At 62.9% G+C, this 15,543-nt stretch carries 15 protein-coding genes; 6 read left to right on the top strand and 9 right to left on the bottom strand.

Going from position 1 to position 15,543, the window contains the following annotated elements; all coding sequences use genetic code 11:
• Positions 1–4: 4 nt before the first annotated feature.
• Both ACSQ8R_RS21515 and ACSQ8R_RS21510 read right to left on the bottom strand, forming a co-directional pair.
• Entirely contained in the window at positions 5–784 is a 780-nt protein-coding gene (locus tag ACSQ8R_RS21515; protein ID WP_436255243.1) for an ImmA/IrrE family metallo-endopeptidase, read from the bottom strand.
• Complete coding sequence (locus ACSQ8R_RS21510) at positions 756–1,103, bottom strand: helix-turn-helix domain-containing protein (RefSeq protein ID WP_436255242.1); 348 nt, start codon at positions 1,101–1,103, stop codon at positions 756–758. Before ACSQ8R_RS21510 ends, ACSQ8R_RS21515 begins: the two co-directional genes overlap by 29 nt.
• A gap of 342 nt (positions 1,104–1,445) precedes the next feature.
• Here ACSQ8R_RS21510 and ACSQ8R_RS21505 point away from each other — a divergent pair, with 342 nt between their 5' ends.
• Positions 1,446–1,673: a DUF2188 domain-containing protein gene (locus ACSQ8R_RS21505; RefSeq protein ID WP_436255241.1), complete on the top strand. Its 228-nt coding sequence runs from the start codon at positions 1,446–1,448 to the stop codon at positions 1,671–1,673.
• Positions 1,674–1,926: 253 nt separating this feature from the next.
• Positions 1,927–2,874 carry a flagellin gene (locus tag ACSQ8R_RS21500; protein ID WP_436255240.1) on the top strand — a complete coding sequence of 316 codons (948 nt, stop codon included), beginning with the start codon at positions 1,927–1,929 and terminating at the stop codon, positions 2,872–2,874.
• Between the two features lie 191 nt (positions 2,875–3,065).
• On the opposite strand, the gene ACSQ8R_RS21495 is transcribed toward ACSQ8R_RS21500, so the two are convergent.
• Both ACSQ8R_RS21495 and ACSQ8R_RS21490 read right to left on the bottom strand, forming a co-directional pair.
• Positions 3,066–3,317, bottom strand: a complete 252-nt coding sequence (locus tag ACSQ8R_RS21495; protein ID WP_436255239.1) for a hypothetical protein — start codon at positions 3,315–3,317, stop codon at positions 3,066–3,068.
• A gap of 159 nt (positions 3,318–3,476) precedes the next feature.
• The gene (locus tag ACSQ8R_RS21490) at positions 3,477–3,956 is read right to left on the bottom strand and encodes a MarR family winged helix-turn-helix transcriptional regulator (RefSeq protein ID WP_436255238.1); all 480 of its coding nucleotides are present in this window, start codon (positions 3,954–3,956) and stop codon (positions 3,477–3,479) included.
• Positions 3,957–4,079: 123 nt separating this feature from the next.
• Between ACSQ8R_RS21490 and ACSQ8R_RS21485 the strand changes: the two genes are divergently transcribed.
• The 4 genes from ACSQ8R_RS21485 (at position 4,080) to ACSQ8R_RS21470 (ending at position 8,735) form a co-directional block, all read left to right on the top strand.
• Positions 4,080–6,014: an FAD-binding monooxygenase gene (locus ACSQ8R_RS21485; RefSeq protein WP_436255237.1), complete on the top strand. Its 1,935-nt coding sequence runs from the start codon at positions 4,080–4,082 to the stop codon at positions 6,012–6,014.
• A 133-nt stretch (positions 6,015–6,147) separates the two neighbouring features.
• Entirely contained in the window at positions 6,148–6,801 is a 654-nt protein-coding gene (locus tag ACSQ8R_RS21480; protein WP_436255236.1) for a TetR/AcrR family transcriptional regulator, read from the top strand.
• A 19-nt stretch (positions 6,802–6,820) separates the two neighbouring features.
• Positions 6,821–7,696 (top strand): amidohydrolase family protein, encoded by an 876-nt coding sequence (locus ACSQ8R_RS21475; RefSeq protein ID WP_436255235.1) that lies wholly within the window; start codon positions 6,821–6,823, stop codon positions 7,694–7,696.
• Positions 7,697–7,721: 25 nt separating this feature from the next.
• Positions 7,722–8,735, top strand: coding sequence for a Bug family tripartite tricarboxylate transporter substrate binding protein (locus ACSQ8R_RS21470; protein WP_436255234.1), 1,014 nt, complete (start codon positions 7,722–7,724; stop codon positions 8,733–8,735).
• A gap of 32 nt (positions 8,736–8,767) precedes the next feature.
• Here the strand turns inward: ACSQ8R_RS21470 and ACSQ8R_RS21465 are convergent, their stop codons facing one another.
• From ACSQ8R_RS21465 to ACSQ8R_RS21445, 5 genes are all read right to left on the bottom strand, one after another.
• Complete coding sequence (locus tag ACSQ8R_RS21465) at positions 8,768–9,574, bottom strand: crotonase/enoyl-CoA hydratase family protein (protein WP_436255233.1); 807 nt, start codon at positions 9,572–9,574, stop codon at positions 8,768–8,770.
• Positions 9,574–10,431, bottom strand: a complete 858-nt coding sequence (locus ACSQ8R_RS21460; protein WP_436255232.1) for a hydroxymethylglutaryl-CoA lyase — start codon at positions 10,429–10,431, stop codon at positions 9,574–9,576. The genes ACSQ8R_RS21465 and ACSQ8R_RS21460 overlap by 1 nt, the downstream gene beginning before the upstream one ends.
• Positions 10,424–12,430, bottom strand: a complete 2,007-nt coding sequence (locus tag ACSQ8R_RS21455) for an acetyl/propionyl/methylcrotonyl-CoA carboxylase subunit alpha (protein ID WP_436255231.1) — start codon at positions 12,428–12,430, stop codon at positions 10,424–10,426. The genes ACSQ8R_RS21460 and ACSQ8R_RS21455 overlap by 8 nt, the downstream gene beginning before the upstream one ends.
• A 340-nt stretch (positions 12,431–12,770) precedes the next feature.
• Positions 12,771–14,378, bottom strand: a complete 1,608-nt coding sequence (locus tag ACSQ8R_RS21450) for a carboxyl transferase domain-containing protein (protein WP_436255230.1) — start codon at positions 14,376–14,378, stop codon at positions 12,771–12,773.
• Entirely contained in the window at positions 14,378–15,526 is a 1,149-nt protein-coding gene (locus ACSQ8R_RS21445) for an isovaleryl-CoA dehydrogenase (RefSeq protein ID WP_436255540.1), read from the bottom strand. Before ACSQ8R_RS21445 ends, ACSQ8R_RS21450 begins: the two co-directional genes overlap by 1 nt.
• Positions 15,527–15,543: the final 17 nt, after the last annotated feature.

Below are 15,543 nucleotides of genomic sequence, written 5' to 3'. Positions count from 1 at the left end.
ATCTCTAGCTTCCGAAATCCAAGTAGGTATAAATATACTCGCCCACTTCGGTCGCGGAAGCCGATTCCTCGCAGTCTTGGTTTTCGTGCCATACTCGCTCTGATACGCGAACTTGAAGGCTTTCACCGGGTTTCCGCAGTTTTGCGGATACGCTTCCGGCCGGTAATTCCACACCAGATTTGAAGAAAACACCCGCTTTGTACAAGAACTCGCTGGCCCGGCCATGGCAAATCATGCCGTCGCGGCTTACAGCGAAACCGATTTTTCGCCGCGAGAGGCTTACCCATCTATAGGCGGCGGCCGAGCGCGAGACTCCCAGAGTTTGCGAAAGTTCGGTAACGGAAGCGTGCGTAAATTTGTGAGTCTTATCAAAGCCTCTCATCACATCCGCAGGCATCAATATTTGAGCCGCGAACTCATTCGCTTCCTTTTCCAAAACAATATTCGAATAGTCCTGAAGATTCTCAAAGGTACACCTGAATGTATTTTTCTTATATCTGTGCCCTACAAAATGCCCTATCTCGTGGGCAAATGTAAAATTTCTTCTCGGCGCAAATTCGATATTCGTATTAACTCCTATGGTCCAAGAATGAGACCCCTCCTGCCGCGCCATCAACCCCTCAAATGAGTCAAATTTCTCGAATACGACCTTACATTGATCGCCATTGGAGGACGGCAACACGATCTCATTCAATATCAAATTAAGGTCGATTTTGGCTGATCCTGGCCCGTACCGGCGCCAAAGATCTATAATCCTAATCGCTTCCTTTTTTAGATTTTCCATCTAACGTTGTGTCTGCGATTCTGAAAAGAATGTCCAAGTCTTTCTGCGAAAGTCCGCGCTCATCCGCGCCCCGCGCCAAAGCGATTCGCACTTGGCGGTCCGTAGGCTCTTGAACGGAATCATCAATCAGAAATTCAGCTGAAATTTCCAAAACCTGAGCAATTTTTAAAAGTAACTCACCTGAAGGTTTGGCAGGCCTCTTATTTTCTAGCTGCCAAATATAGGCTTTCGTGGACCCAACTTTCTCCGCTAAGCCCTCCAAAGTGAAGGATTTTTCTATCCGGCGCTTGCGCAGCTTTTCCCCAAATTCTTCCGACATAGTGGGCTTCCGATCTCCCCAAATCACCCCTTGACAGTATCACTACTGCTATACTAACGATAGTATCGTGATCGCTATACATTTGTATCGTTATCACTATCCTCCCAAGGACAAGGAGAGCCATGATGGCTAGCTACTATCGCAATCGAAATGCCCAGGCGAATGGCGACCATGAAGTTCACAAGAGTGGCTGTGGCTATATGCCGGCACAGGTGAACCAACAGTACCTCGGCGAATATGACAGCTGTTTCCAGGCTGTCGCCGCAGCAAAGGCCTACGATCTCAGTGCAGATGGGTGTGCATACTGCTCTCCCGCTTGCCACACCCGTTAAGGAGATAGTTATGACCAAAAACCGCAATCAACACGTCGTACCCCACCCTGAAGGCTGGGCTGTTAAAGGCGCAGGCTCCGAGCGTGCAACCAAGGTCGTCGAGACCCAGCGTGAGGCAATCAGCATCGCCCGTGGCATTGCCCAGAACCAGGGTACGGAAATGCTGATCCATGGGGAAAACGGTCGCATTCGCGAGCGTAATTCCTACGGCAACGATCCTTTTCCGCCGAAGGGCTGAAAAGTCGGGCGGCGGGCAAGTTTTCTTGACCGCCGCACTCAACAGCGTTTGTGCTACCCTCCGTCCCCACCCCCTCAAAAAATCCGCCAAACCATTAAAACCTTAATAAATCCTGCAAATGCTTTGAAAGCTCCCTCCTGCACAGTGATTGCAGGTGATGAGTTCGCACGCCGATACGGCAACCGCTCAAAGGCATGACGCCATCTTCACTGCCTGAGCCCGTAACGTGTCCTACCCACCTGCGAGACGCTTCATGAGCAGCATTTCTTATAACGCATCGGCCGCCTCGGCGCTGCTGTTGCTGACCGGCTCCGCCAAGGCGCTGGAGCGCAACACGGTCAAGGTGGCAACCGGCCGCGAGGTCAATACGGCATCCGACAACGCCGCCTACTGGTCGATCGCCACCTCGATGCGGTCCACCGGCCTGTCGCTCTCGGCAGTGCAGGATGCGTCGGGCCTTGCCGCCGCGACCACGGATACCGCCGCGCTCGGCATGGAAGCCGCGACCAGTCTGGTTTCCGAGATCAAGTCGAAGCTTATCCTTGCCCGCTCACCGGGCATCGACAGGGATGCGATCAACGCCGAGATCACGCAGCTGAAAGAGCAGCTGGGCACCGTGAGCGAATCCGCGTCCTTCAACGGCGAGAACTGGTTGAGTTCCGCCGGAACGCCGGGCGTCAAGTCGCTGCTGGCGTCCGCATCGACCAATCCGGACGGCACCACCGCCCTCAACACCATCGATTTCGATACCGCCTCGACGACGCTGACCAGCAGCGGCGATGCCGCGAACGGTCTTTTGACCAGGGCCTATTCGGGCACCACCGGCAACGGCGCCGCCTACGAATATTACCTGCTCGATACCGGGTCGCAGTCATCGGCAACCGCCAGCGAAATCAAGATCTCGAATTCGACGACCGAGGACGAGCTGGACGGCATGATCTCCGCCACCGAAAGCATGCTGTCGAGCCTCACCTCCGCCGGCGCCAAGCTCGGCTCCACGTCGAGCCGCATCAGCGCCAATACGGAATTCCTCTCCAAGCTGCAGGATACGATCGACCGCGGCGTCGGGCGTCTCGTCGATGCCAACATGGAGGAGACCGCCGTCAAGCTTGCCGCCACCAAGGTCCAGCAGCAACTCCAGACGATCGGCCTCAGCATCGTCAACGAACAGTCGAAACGCATTCTCGACCTCTTCCGCTAAGACCTCCCCGATATCCGGCCCCCTGACTATGCTCGGGGCCGGATATGGCTTTCTCCTTGCGCCGTATGTCTCCTCATTCCTGTCCTGTGACAGCAATGCGGAAGCATCGCGTCGGGCGTGCGGAAGACCCTCCCGGACACGACGGATGACAAAAGGGCGTCGCCATGCCTTCTTGCCAGATCCGGCCTTTGTCAGTGACGGCCCGCTTGAAGCGGGCGGGGCATGTCGGAATGGGTAATCCAGACGCGCCCGTCGAAAGCCACCTCGCCGTGATCAAGCTTTCTGTTGGCGATCTTCTCGATGAGACCGAGCTTCGAGCGCACGTCGCCGATCCTGCGGTCGTTGACGACGCAGACGGCCTGGCATGTGCCGCCGTCGCGCATGACCAGAAGGGTGTGGTGGCTATTTCGCATGATCTTGTTCGGCAATGTCACGAGCGTCATGCTCTTCTCCTTGCTGTAACCGGACCGCACGTGTGATGCGTGGAGGGTAAGCTCGGGGAATATGGTCAACAAAAGGTTAACGAAGCGGGATTGGATGTGCGGCTTGCCCGGCAGCCCGGCCGCTTTGCACGCAGCGGCATCGACAACGGGTCATTTGACCTACCTGTTCCGGCCGCCCTCGGGAACTTCGCGCAGCGGCGCCCGGCTCAGTTCGTTGCCGGCGGCGATCGCCTTGCGCAGAAGCCGCAGCAGTTCCTCCGCCTCGTCTGCCGTCAGGCCGCGCAGCATCAGTTGCTGCGCCGCCTCCACCGCCGGCGCTATTCCGTCGAGGGTCTTTTGCCCCTCGACGGTGATCTGCAACTCTCGGGCGCGCCTGTCCCTGGTGCTGGCATTGCGCACCAGCAGGCCCTTCTGCACCAGCCGGTCGACGACGCCGGTAATGGTCGTCCGGTCGTAGGCGATCAGCCCGGCGAGCGTAACCTGATCGATGCCCGGGTTGATGCTGATCGCCGCGAGCGCCGCATATTGAACGGGCGTCAGATCGTAACCGGCCTCTTCCACCTCCGCATGAAAGACCGCCACGGCGATCTGCTGGAACCGGCGGGCCAGATGCCCCGGCATGTCGTTGTTGTCCTTCACCAAACTCTCCAAAACCGTCGCAAGCTTGACACGTATACTGATAATCAGCATACTGATCAATATCGGATCCGCCCGGTTCATTCCGCGGATGCCTTCAAGAAACATGCGGAGGAAACTGGTTCCATGCAATTCCATCTTAACGGGTTCGAACCCGGCGACCCGGAAATCTTTCATCCGGAGGATCGACACAACGCGCCGGCCGACACAAAGGCACTTCCCACGGAAGTCGATGTCCTGATCGTCGGCTGCGGGCCGGCGGGCCTGACGCTTGCCGCGCAGCTCTCCGCCTTTCCCGATATCAGAACCTGCATCGTCGACCAGAGATCCGGCCCGCTGCTGCGCGGCCAGGCCGACGGCATTGCCTGCCGCACCATGGAAATGTTCCATGCCTTCGGTTTCGCCGAGCGGGTGATGCGGGAATCCTACTGGGTCAACGAGACCTCGTTCTGGAAGCCGAACGACTTGAAGCGCGACAACATCATCCGCAGCGGCAGGATCGACGATACCGAGGACGGGCTTTCCGAATTCCCGCATGTCATCCTCAACCAGGCCCGCGTGCAGGATTTCTTCCTCGACGTGATGCGCAAAGCGCCGACCAGGCTCGAACCGCACTATTCGCGGCGCCTGATCGATCTGGAAACAGACCGGACCGCCTCCGACTATCCCGTGACCGCAAGACTGGAACGTCTCGACCCCTCCCACGAAGGCGAGATCGAGATCATAAGAGCCCGCTACGTCGTCGGCTGCGACGGCGCGCGCAGCACGGTGCGCAAGTCGATCGGCCGGGCGCTGCACGGCGATTCCGCCAATCACGCCTGGGGCGTCATGGATGTGCTCGCCGTCACCGATTTTCCCGACATCCGCCTCAAGGCGCTGATCCAGTCCGCCGGCGAAGGCAGCATCGTGCTGATCCCGCGCGAAGGCGGCTATATGGTCCGCATCTATGTGGAGCTGGACAAGCTCAACGAAAACGAGCGGGTCGCGAGCCGGAACATCACCGTCGACAGGCTGATCGCGGCCGTGCAGCGCATCCTGCATCCGCATACATTCGAGGTGAAGGAGGTCGCCTGGTGGTCGGTCTACGAGATCGGCCAGCGCCTCACCGACAAGTTCGACGACGTGCCGGAAGACGCGCCCGTGAGGCGCCTGCCGCATGTATTCATCGCCGGCGATGCCTGCCACACGCATAGTCCGAAGGCCGGCCAGGGCATGAACGTCTCGATGCAGGACGGTTTCAACCTCGGCTGGAAGCTGGCCGCCGTCCTGCAGGGGCGGAGCGGACCGGAGCTGCTGCACAGCTATTCCGCCGAACGCCAGACCATCGCCAAGGAACTGATCGACTTCGACCGCGAATGGTCGGCCATGCTGAGCGCGCCGCTGAAATCCCCTGACGATCCCGATGGCGAGGGCGTCGAGCCGGCGGAAGTCCAGAAATATTTCGTCCGGTCCGGGCGTTATACGGCGGGCACGGCGACCCGCTACACGCCGTCGGCTCTGACCGGCGAAGCGACCCATCAGCATCTCGCCAAGGGGCTGGCGATCGGCACCCGGTTCCATTCGGCACCGGTCATCCGGCTGGGCGATGCCAGGCCGGTGCAGCTCGGCCATGCCGCCAAGGCGGACGGGCGCTGGCGCATCTATGCCTTTGCCGGAAAGGACGATCACGCTCAGCCGTCCTCGCGGCTGCGTGCCCTGTGCGATTTCCTGGCCGACTCCCCCAGCTCGCCGGTAAAGAGACATACGCCGGCCGGTGCGGATGTCGACTCGGTGATCGATTTCCGAGCCGTCTTCCAGCACGCCCATCGCACGCTCGCCGTCGAAACCATGCCGGCCTTCCTCCTGCCCCGAAAGGGCCGTTACGGGCTCTGCGACTACGAGAAGATGTTCTGCCCCGACTTCAAGGGCGGCCAAGACATTTTCGAGATGCGCGGCATCGATCGGGAACAGGGCTGCATGGTCATCGTCCGGCCGGACCAGTACATCGCGCATGTCCTGCCACTCGATGGGTATGCCGAGCTGTCGACGTTCTTCGACGGTTTCATGCTGCGACAGAACTAGCTGGCTTCCGGTGGGCATTGGTTTTTTGACCAATTCCCGCCGCAAACGACCCCCACCCTCATCGCGGTTTTTTCGATTGACGCCCAATTTGTACAACTGTACAAATTGGGCGGACAATTGACTATGGATCTCCATGCGCCCGAACCTGAGGGAAGCCTTGCTCAGAAATGCCGTGACCCTGTTTTCCCGCAGCGGTTATAATGCCGTGTCGCTGCGGGATATCGCCAAGGCGTCCGGGGCCAATGTCGGCAGCCTCACCTACCATTTTGGCTCGAAGGCGAAATTGCTGCGGGAGGTCTATGAGCGCCACACGGTGCCGATGAACGCCCGCCGCCGCGAACTGCTGGGCGAAGCCCTTCGGATCAGCGATGCGGATCAACGGCTGATGGCCATCCTGCGCGCCTATGTCGTGCCCGCCTTCGTTTCCTCCTCGGAGGGCGACGGCGGCGGTGCGGAATTCACCCGGATGCGGGCGGTTCTGTCGGCGGAAGGAAACCCCGACGCCCAGGCGATCATTGCGGACGCATTCGACGAGACCAGCCGCGCCTTCATCAAGGCTCTCGCCGATTGCGTGCCGGGTGCGCCGCTCGCCGGGCTCGTCTGGCGCAGCCAGTTCCTGCTTGGCTCGCTTTATTACGCCCTGATCAATCCGGACCGCGTGACGCGTCTTTCGGGCGGCGCGGTCGATGGAAACGATCGGGAGGCCGCCGTCAATCAAATCGTCGAGGCGAGCTATGCCAGCTTTCGAAGCCTGCGCGTCGAAGCCAGGCAATACGCGGCAACCTGAAATTCGCATGGGAGGAAAAATGAACGAACATCGCCAGGAGAGCGGTCACGGGACAGCGGCCGCACGGCGGAAGCCTGACTTCCGGTTGCCTGAAGCCAGCTGCGACGCCCATTGCCACGTGTTCGGTCCGGGAGCCGTTTTCCCCTATGCGCCCAACCGCAGCTACACACCGGCGGACGCTCCGAAAGAGGCGCTGGCAGCACTCCACGACCGGCTCGGCATTGCCCGCGCCGTCATCGTTCAGGCGAGTTGCCACGGGACCGACAACCGCGCCATGCTGGACGCGATCGCCTGGCGCCCGGATCGCTACCGCGGCGTCGCCATCGTGGACGACGGTTTTGACGACCGCGCCTACCAGAGGCTCGACGACGGCGGCGTGCGTGGCGTGCGGTTCAATTTCGTCCGCCACCTCGGCGGCGCGCCTGACATGGACGTCTTCAATCGGGTAATTGACCGCATCAAGGGTCGCGGCTGGCACGTGGTGCTGCATCTCGACGCCGCCGACATCGTTCCGCTTTCCGACATGATCGCCCGCCTGCCGGTGCCCTTCGTCATCGACCATATGGGGCGCGTCGATACCAGCCTCGGCACCGACCAGCCGGCTTTTCAGACGCTGCTGGAACTGGTGCGGCAGGAAAACTGCTGGATCAAGGTTTGCGGCTCGGAGCGGATTTCGCGTTTTCCGTTCGATGCGGCGGTGCCTTTCGCGAAAGCACTGGTGAAGGCGAGCCCGGAGCGGAGCCTCTGGGGTACCGACTTCCCCCACCCGAACCTCAAGGAGCCGGTCGAGGAGGCCGATCTCGTGGATCTCGTGCCCCGGTTCGCACTCGACGAACAGGACCAGCGGCGGCTGCTCGTCGACAATCCCGCACGTCTATACGGTTTTGCCGCCTGAGCGGCCTTACAAGGAGGAGGAAAGAATGGATTACAAGACTACGGGGAGATCGTCGGGACGGTTCCGGCAGCCGGCGCGATGGATGAAATCCCTGGCCGTCGCCCTAACGTTGATGCTGCCGGCCGGCGCCCTTGCGCAGGACGCCTATCCGTCCCGGGACATCACCCTGGTGCTGCCTTTCGGTCCCGGCGGGATCGCCGATATCACCGCACGCCTGGTGGCCGAGTCGCTCGGCAAGAAGCTCGGCAAACAGATCGTGATCATGAACCAGCCGGGTGCCGGCGGTTCGGTCGCCGCCCGGGCTGCGCTGAACGCTCCGGCGGACGGTTACACGCTCGCATTGCTCTCGAACGGAACCGCGATCAGCGTACCGCTCTTCAAGAACCTGCAATTCGATCCCGTCGTCGATTTCGTGCCGGTATCGAGCCTTGCCTATTTCGATTTCGTGTTCGTCACCAAGTCGGGCGGCAAATTCAAAACCCTCAAGGACGTGCTGGAAGCCGCCAAGGCCAAGCCGGGCGCGCTCAATGTCGGAACCATCAATGTCGGCAGCAGTCAGAACCTTGCGGCGGAACTCTTCAAGTCGACGTCCGGGATCGATTTCACCATCGTGCCTTACAAGGCCACGCCTGATCTTCAGGTGGCCCTGCTCGGCGGCGAACTCGATGTCATCGTCGACAGCCAGACGGCGCTGAAAGCTGCCCTGCAGCAGAACCAGGCGATCGCCATCGCCTCCTCCGGGCCGTCGCGCTCCAGCCTCTCGCCGAACGTCCCGACCGCCGCCGAAGAGGGCGTCAAGGGCTTCGACGTCACTTCCTGGAATGCCATCTTCGCGCCGAAGGGCACACCGCCGGAAGCGGTGAAGAAGCTGAACGCCACGCTTGTCGAAGTCCTGGCCGATCCGGCCCTGCAAAAGCGGTTCGCGGATCTCGGCGTCGAAGCCCGGTCCAGCACCCCGGAAGAGATCGGCAACCGCCTGACGGCCGATATCCGGAAATGGTCGGACGTGATCCAGAAGGCCGGCATTCCGAAACAATGACCACTTCGATTGGTCCCGGACGCGCTCCGGGGCTAATCTTCGCCGGCCTTGGGAGCCGCCCAGGGCATTGGCCGTCGGCTGAGGAAGGCGTCGATGCCGGCATGGCCTTCGGCGCTTTCCCAGCGGTCGGCGAGCAGGCCGGTGCTGTAGCCGAGCGGATCTTCGATCGTCTGGCGGGCGAGGTGCTGAACGAGGTTCTTGGCGCTGGCGACGGCGCCGGGAGCGCAATCGAGAAAGGCCGAAACCTCCTCTTGCACTGCCGCATCGAGTTCATCGGCGGTGCGAACGACGGACACGAGACCGATCTCGCGACCCGTGTCCGCATCGAAGCGGCGGGCATTGAGGAACAGGCGACGGGCATGGCCTTCGCCGATCCGGCGGACGACGTAAGGTCCGATGGTGGCGGGGATCAGCCCCAGCCGTGTTTCGGTGAGTGCGAACCAGGCGCTTTCCACCGCGACAACGATATCGCAGACCGCCATCAGGCCGATACCGCCGCCGAAGGCGTTGCCCTGAACCCGGCCGATCAGCGGCTTCGGCAGGCCGTCGAGTGCCTTCAGCATGAGGGCAAGTTCCGTCGCCCCCTCGATCTTGCCGGCGCGATCCCTCGCCGCCTGGTCGCGCATCCATTGCAGGTCGCCGCCGGCGCAGAATGTAGAACCGGCCGATGCGAGAACAACGACGCGGACCGTCTCGTCGGCTGCGAGCCTGCCGGCCGCGTCCGTCAGATCGGCGATCATCCGCGCGTTCATGGCGTTGTGCTTTTCGGCCCGGGCGAGCGTCAGTGTCGCCACCCCGCGGGCATCCCGTTCCAGTGTCAGCGTGTCGTAAGCACCCATTAGCGCGCTCCTCTCAGGCTGCGGGCAAAAGCCTCTGCGTCGGTCAGCCGGTCGCGGTCGATGCCGGTCTCGAAACCCAGCGCATGCAGATGATCGACCGTTTTTCCGGTTGCGACATTGCCTTCGGCGCCCGGCGCATACGGGCAGCCGCCAAGGCCGCCGGCTGCGGCATCGAATACACGCAATCCCTTTTTGAGCGAGACGGTGATGTTGTCGAGCGCCCGGCCGTTGGTGTCGTGAAAATGGCCGGCGAGTCTAGCCGCCGGCAGGTGCTCCAAGACCGCATCGAGCATGGCGGCGACCCGCTCCGGTGTACCGGTGCCGATCGTATCGGCCAGCGCCACCTCGCTGCAGCCGAGCGCGTGGAGTTCCGTTGCCACCCGCGCCACCTGGGCCGGCGGAGTTGGACCGTCAAAGGGACAATCGACGGCGCAGGAGACATAGGCACGGACCGGGATGCCGTCGCCGCGAGCGCTATCGATCAGCGGCGCAAAACGCTGAAAGCTCTCCGCGATGCTGCAATTGATGTTGCGATGGCTGAAGCCTTCGGATGCCGAGGCGAAGACGGCGACCTCGTCCGCCTTTGCCGAGACGGCGGCGGCATATCCCCGCACGTTCGGCGTCAGCGCGGTGTAGAGCGTGCCCGGGCGGCGGGCGATGCCGGCCATGACCTCGGCGCCGTCGGCCATCTGCGGCACCCAGTCGGGGCGCACGAAGCTCGCCACCTCGATCTTTTCGAAGCCGCAGGCGGAGAGCAGGTCGACCAGCCGGATCTTGTCGGCGGTGGAAATCAGCCGCTTCTCGTTCTGGAGCCCGTCACGCGGGCCCATTTCATGGATGCGGACGAAATCAGCCATCCTTCGGCTCCCCGGCTTCCGGCTCCGGCTCAAGGGTCAGCAGCACCGCGCTTTCGGCTACCTGTTCGCCCTGCGACACCAGGACCTCGGCAATCGTCCCGTCGCGCGGTGCGGTCAGCGTCAGTTCCATCTTCATGGCTTCCATGACGGCCAGGGTCTCACCCTTGGTAACGGCGGCTCCCGGCGTGGCACGAAGGAGTTTCACGAGGCCCGGCATGGGCGCGACGATGCGACCACCGCCGTCGGCAATCTCATCCTCGCCGGCGAGAGGGTCGATCAGGCCAAAATGCCAGCTTTCGCCATCGCCGAAGATCATCACGTCACATTCGCCGCAGACCAGATGGACGCGATGTTTCCGGCCCGCGGCCTCCAGAAGACAAGCCTCGGCGCCCAGGCGCGAGAGGCGGAGATCGACCGGCTTGCCATCCACCGTGGCCGCATATGCGCCCTCCCCGACCGATCCGAGCAAAACCGGCACGTGCTGGCCGCGGTAGTCCAGCTCAACGAAGTCGGACGCTTGCGACCACAGCCGGAATCCGGATAAGCGGTCCCAGGGATCGTTGCCGGTCTTCGGCTCCAGGGCGCCGGAGAGCTTCAGAGCGGCCAAGGCCATGACCTCGCGAGACGGGGCCTGTCCTATCGTCAGTTCCGCCAGATGCCTGTCGATCAGGCCGGTGTCGGGCCAGCCTTCCGCAAAATCCGGCTGGATCGTTAGCCGACGAAGAAACGCGGCATTGGTGGTGACGCCGTTGGCACGAACCTCGGCAAGGGCGGCCGACAACAGCGAGAGTGCCGTCTGGCGGTCAGGTCCTCGGGTGATGATTTTCGCGATCATCGGATCGTAGAAGGGCGAGATCCGGTCGCCGGTGCGCACGCCGCTGTCCACACGCGCCAGTTCCTCGGGCAAGTCCAGATGGGCAAGCGTGCCGGTGGCGGGTAGGAAGCCGCGCTCGGCATCTTCCGCATAAAGCCGCGCCTCGAAGGCCCAGCCGCTGATGAACAGCTCGTCCTGGCTGCGCGGCAGAAGCTCGCCGGATGCGACGCGAAGCTGCCATTCGACGAGATCGACGCCGGTGATCGCCTCGGTGACCGGATGCTCCACCTGCAGGCGGGTGTTCATCTCCATGAACCAGAAGCGGTCGGCTTTCAGCCCATCCGAGGCATCCGCGATGAACTCGATCGTGCCGGCGCCGGAATAGGAAAACGCCATCGCCGCCTTGACCGCCGCCTCGCCCATGGCAATGCGCATGTCGTCCGGCATGCCGGGGGCCGGCGCTTCCTCGATAACTTTCTGGTGGCGGCGCTGGAGGGAACAGTCGCGCTCGAAGAGGTGCACGACATTGCCGTGGTCGTCGCCAAAAACCTGGATCTCGATGTGGCGTGGATGGGCGATGTATTTCTCGATCAGGCAGGCCGCATCGCCAAAGGCGGCCGAAGCCTCGCGCTGTGCCGAGGCGAGCGCTTCCCTGAAGTCGGCTGCATCCTCAACCCGCCGCATGCCTTTGCCGCCACCGCCGGCGCGGGCCTTGATCAATACCGGGAAGCCGATGCGCTCCGCCTCGGCCAACAGGAAATCCGGGTCCTGTTCGGCGCCGTGATAGCCCGGCACGACGGGCACGCCGGCCTTTTCCATCAGCACCTTGGCGGCGTCCTTCAGGCCCATGGCGCGGATGGCATCGGACGACGGTCCGATGAAGCGGATGCCGGCGGATGTCACCGCGTCGGCGAAGTCGGGATTTTCCGAAAGGAAGCCGTAGCCGGGATGGATGGCATCGGCGCCTGTCCGCAGCGCCGCGTCGATGATCGTGTCGCCGCGCAGGTAACTTTCGGCGGCGAGGGACGGGCCGATATGGATCGCCTCGCCGGCAAGCGACACATGTAGGGCGTCCCGGTCGGCGTCGGAATAGACCGCGACGGTCGCGACACCCAGCCGGTGGCAGGTGCGGATGATGCGGCAGGCAATCTCGCCACGATTGGCGATGAGGACTTTTCTCAGCATGAGGCGGTCCTCGGAATGGACGAGCAGTGCGGCAAACGCCTGCTGATCTCCCCCCTTGAGGGTAGGGCTATTGCATATGGACATGCGAGGCGTCGTGGAGCCCCTCCCCCTTGTGAGGAGGGGTTGGGGAAGGGCCTTCGCTCCACACGAAAACCCCTCCCGCCTGCCGGCCACCCTCCCCACAAGGGGGAGGGTTCGGGATGCCGCACCGCCTCACGTCCCATATGCGGTAGCCCTGTCCTTGCGGAGGAGATTGGCATGCCGCGCCGCTCTTTCGACACACTATGGCCGAGACGGAGGATAAGCCCAAGGATGTTCATGAAATCGGACATCCGCTCCCTCACATCCGGAACACGCCGAAGCGTGTCTCTTCGACCGGGGCATTGAGGGCGGCAGAGAGGCTCAAAGCCAGGACCTGGCGGGTCCTGGCGGGGTGGATGATGCCGTCGTCCCAGAGCCTCGCGGAGGCGTAAAGCGGATGGCTCTGTTCCTCGAATTGGTCGAGCACAGGCTGCTTGAAGGCCGCCTCGTCTTCCGCGTCCCAGGTCTTGCCGCCGCGTTCGATCGCCTCGCGCCGGACGGTCGCGAGCACGCCGGCCGCCTGCGGGCCGCCCATCACCGAGATGCGGCTGTTCGGCCAGGTCCACAGGAAACGCGGCGAATAGGCGCGGCCGGCCATGCCGTAATTGCCGGCGCCGAAGGAACCGCCGAGCAGGATCGTGACCTTCGGCACGGACGTGGTGGCGACCGCCGTCACCAGCTTGGCGCCGTGCTTGGCGATACCTTCCGCCTCGTATCTGCGGCCGACCATGAAGCCGGTGATGTTTTGCAGGAAAACCAGCGGGATCTTCCGCTGCGAGCAGAGTTCGATGAAATGCGCGCCCTTCTGTGCACTTTCGGAAAACAGCACGCCGTTGTTGGCAATGATGCCGACCGGCATGCCGAAGACATGCGCGAAACCGCACACCAATGTGGTTCCGAACCGGGCCTTGAACTCGTCGAACCGCGAGCCATCGACGACGCGGGCGATCACTTCACGGATGTCATAGGGTGTTGAGAGCGAGGCCGGCACGATCGAGGCGATCTCTTCCGGATCGTAGAGCGGTTCCTCGGGGGTCGCCAGCACGACGGTGTCGGGTTTGCGGGTATTGAGGCCGGCGACGGCGCGGCGGACCAGCGCCAGGGCATGAGCGTCGTCGCGGGCGAGATGATCGGCCACGCCGGAGAGCCTTGTGTGGACGTCGCCGCCGCCGAGATCCTCGGCGGAAACTTCCTCGCCCGTCGCCGCCTTTACCAGCGGCGGGCCGGCGAGGAAGATCGTGCCCTGATCCCTGACGATGATCGCCTCGTCGGACATGGCCGGCACATAGGCGCCACCCGCGGTACAGGAACCCATGACGGCGGCGATCTGGGCGATGCCCTGGGCGGACATGCGAGCCTGGTTGAAGAAGATGCGGCCGAAATGATCGCGATCGGGGAAAACCTCGTCCTGGTTCGGCAGGTTGGCGCCGCCGGAATCGACCAGATAGACGCAAGGGAGCCGGTTCTCCCCGGCAATCTCCTGGGCGCGAAGATGCTTCTTGACCGTCATCGGATAATAGGTGCCGCCTTTGACGGTAGCGTCGTTGGCGACGATCATCACCTCGCGGCCCTCGACCCGGCCGATGCCGGTGACGATGCCGGCGGATGGGCTCGCGCCGCCGTAAAGCCCGTGGGCGGCAGTGGCGCCGACTTCGAGAAAGGGCGAGCCGTGATCGAGCAGCCGGGCGATACGCTCGCGGGGAAGCAGCTTGCCGCGCTTCACATGCCGCGCCCGCGCCTCCTCGCCGCCGCCCGCTTCGGCAAGCGCCATAGCCGCCTCGACCTCGGCAAGCTTTGCCTGCATCGAGGCTCGATTGGCTTCAGCGGCTTCGCTCCTCAGATTGACCTGCGACCGGATGACAGCCATCAGGCGGTTTCCTTGAAAAGTTCGCGGCCGATCAGCATGCGGCGGATTTCGGACGTGCCGGCGCCGATTTCCATCAGCTTGGCGTCGCGCAGCAGACGGCCGGTCGGATTGTCGTTGATGTAGCCGTTGCCCCCGAGGATCTGGATCGCCTGAAGTGCCTGCTGGGTCGCCTGTTCCGAGGCATAGAGGCAGCAGGCGGCGGCGTCCTGCCGGGTCACCGCGCCGCGGTCGCAGGCAGCGGCGACGGCATAGACATAGGCGCGGGCGGAATTCATCGCCGTGTACATGTCGGCGACCTTGGCCTGGATCAGCTGGAACTCGCCGATCGGCTGGCCGAACTGCTTTCGCTCATGCACATAGGGCATGACCACATCGAGGCAGGCATGCATGATGCCGATACCGATGGCGGAGAGCACCACGCGCTCGTAATCGAGGCCGGACATCAGCACGCGTACGCCCCCACCCTCGACACCCATGACGTTTCCGGCCGGCACTTCGCAATCCTCAAACACCAGTTCGCAGGTGTTGGAGCCGCGCATGCCGAGCTTGTCGAGCTTCTGGGCGGTCGAGAACCCCTTGAAACCCTTTTCGATCAGGAAGGCGGTGATGCCCCTCGAGGCGGCGGACAGATCGGTCTTGGCGTAGACGACCAGCACATCGGCATCCGGGCCGTTGGTGATCCACATCTTGTGGCCGTTCAGGACGTAAGCGTCACCGTGCTTTTCGGCGCGCAGCTTCATCGAGACGACGTCGGAACCGGCGCCGGGCTCCGACATGGCGAGCGCGCCGACATGTTCGCCCGAGCAGAGTTTAGGCAGGTAACGGGCCTTCTGCTCGGCGCTGCCGTTGCGGTTGATCTGGTTGACGCAGAGATTGGAATGGGCGCCGTAGCTGAGCGAGGTGGAGGCCGAGGCGCGGGCCAGTTCCTCGACGGCCACGACGTGGGCCAGATAACCGAGGCCCGAGCCGCCGAAATCCGGATCGGCGGTGATGCCGAGCAGGCCGAGCGCGCCCAGTTCCGGCCAGAGGTCGCGGGGAAATTCGTTGCTGCGGTCGATCTCCTCGGCGCGGGGTCCAAGCTTTTCCTGCGCGAAACGGTGGACCGTGTCGCGAACGGCATCGACCTCCTCGCCGAGCGCGAAGTTCATGCTTGCGTGGAACACCT

Origin of the sequence: Neorhizobium sp. LjRoot104 (assembly GCF_964253725.1) — a bacterium.
GTDB lineage: Bacteria > Pseudomonadota > Alphaproteobacteria > Rhizobiales > Rhizobiaceae > Neorhizobium.
This window is presented reverse-complemented; position numbering and strand designations above follow the sequence as displayed.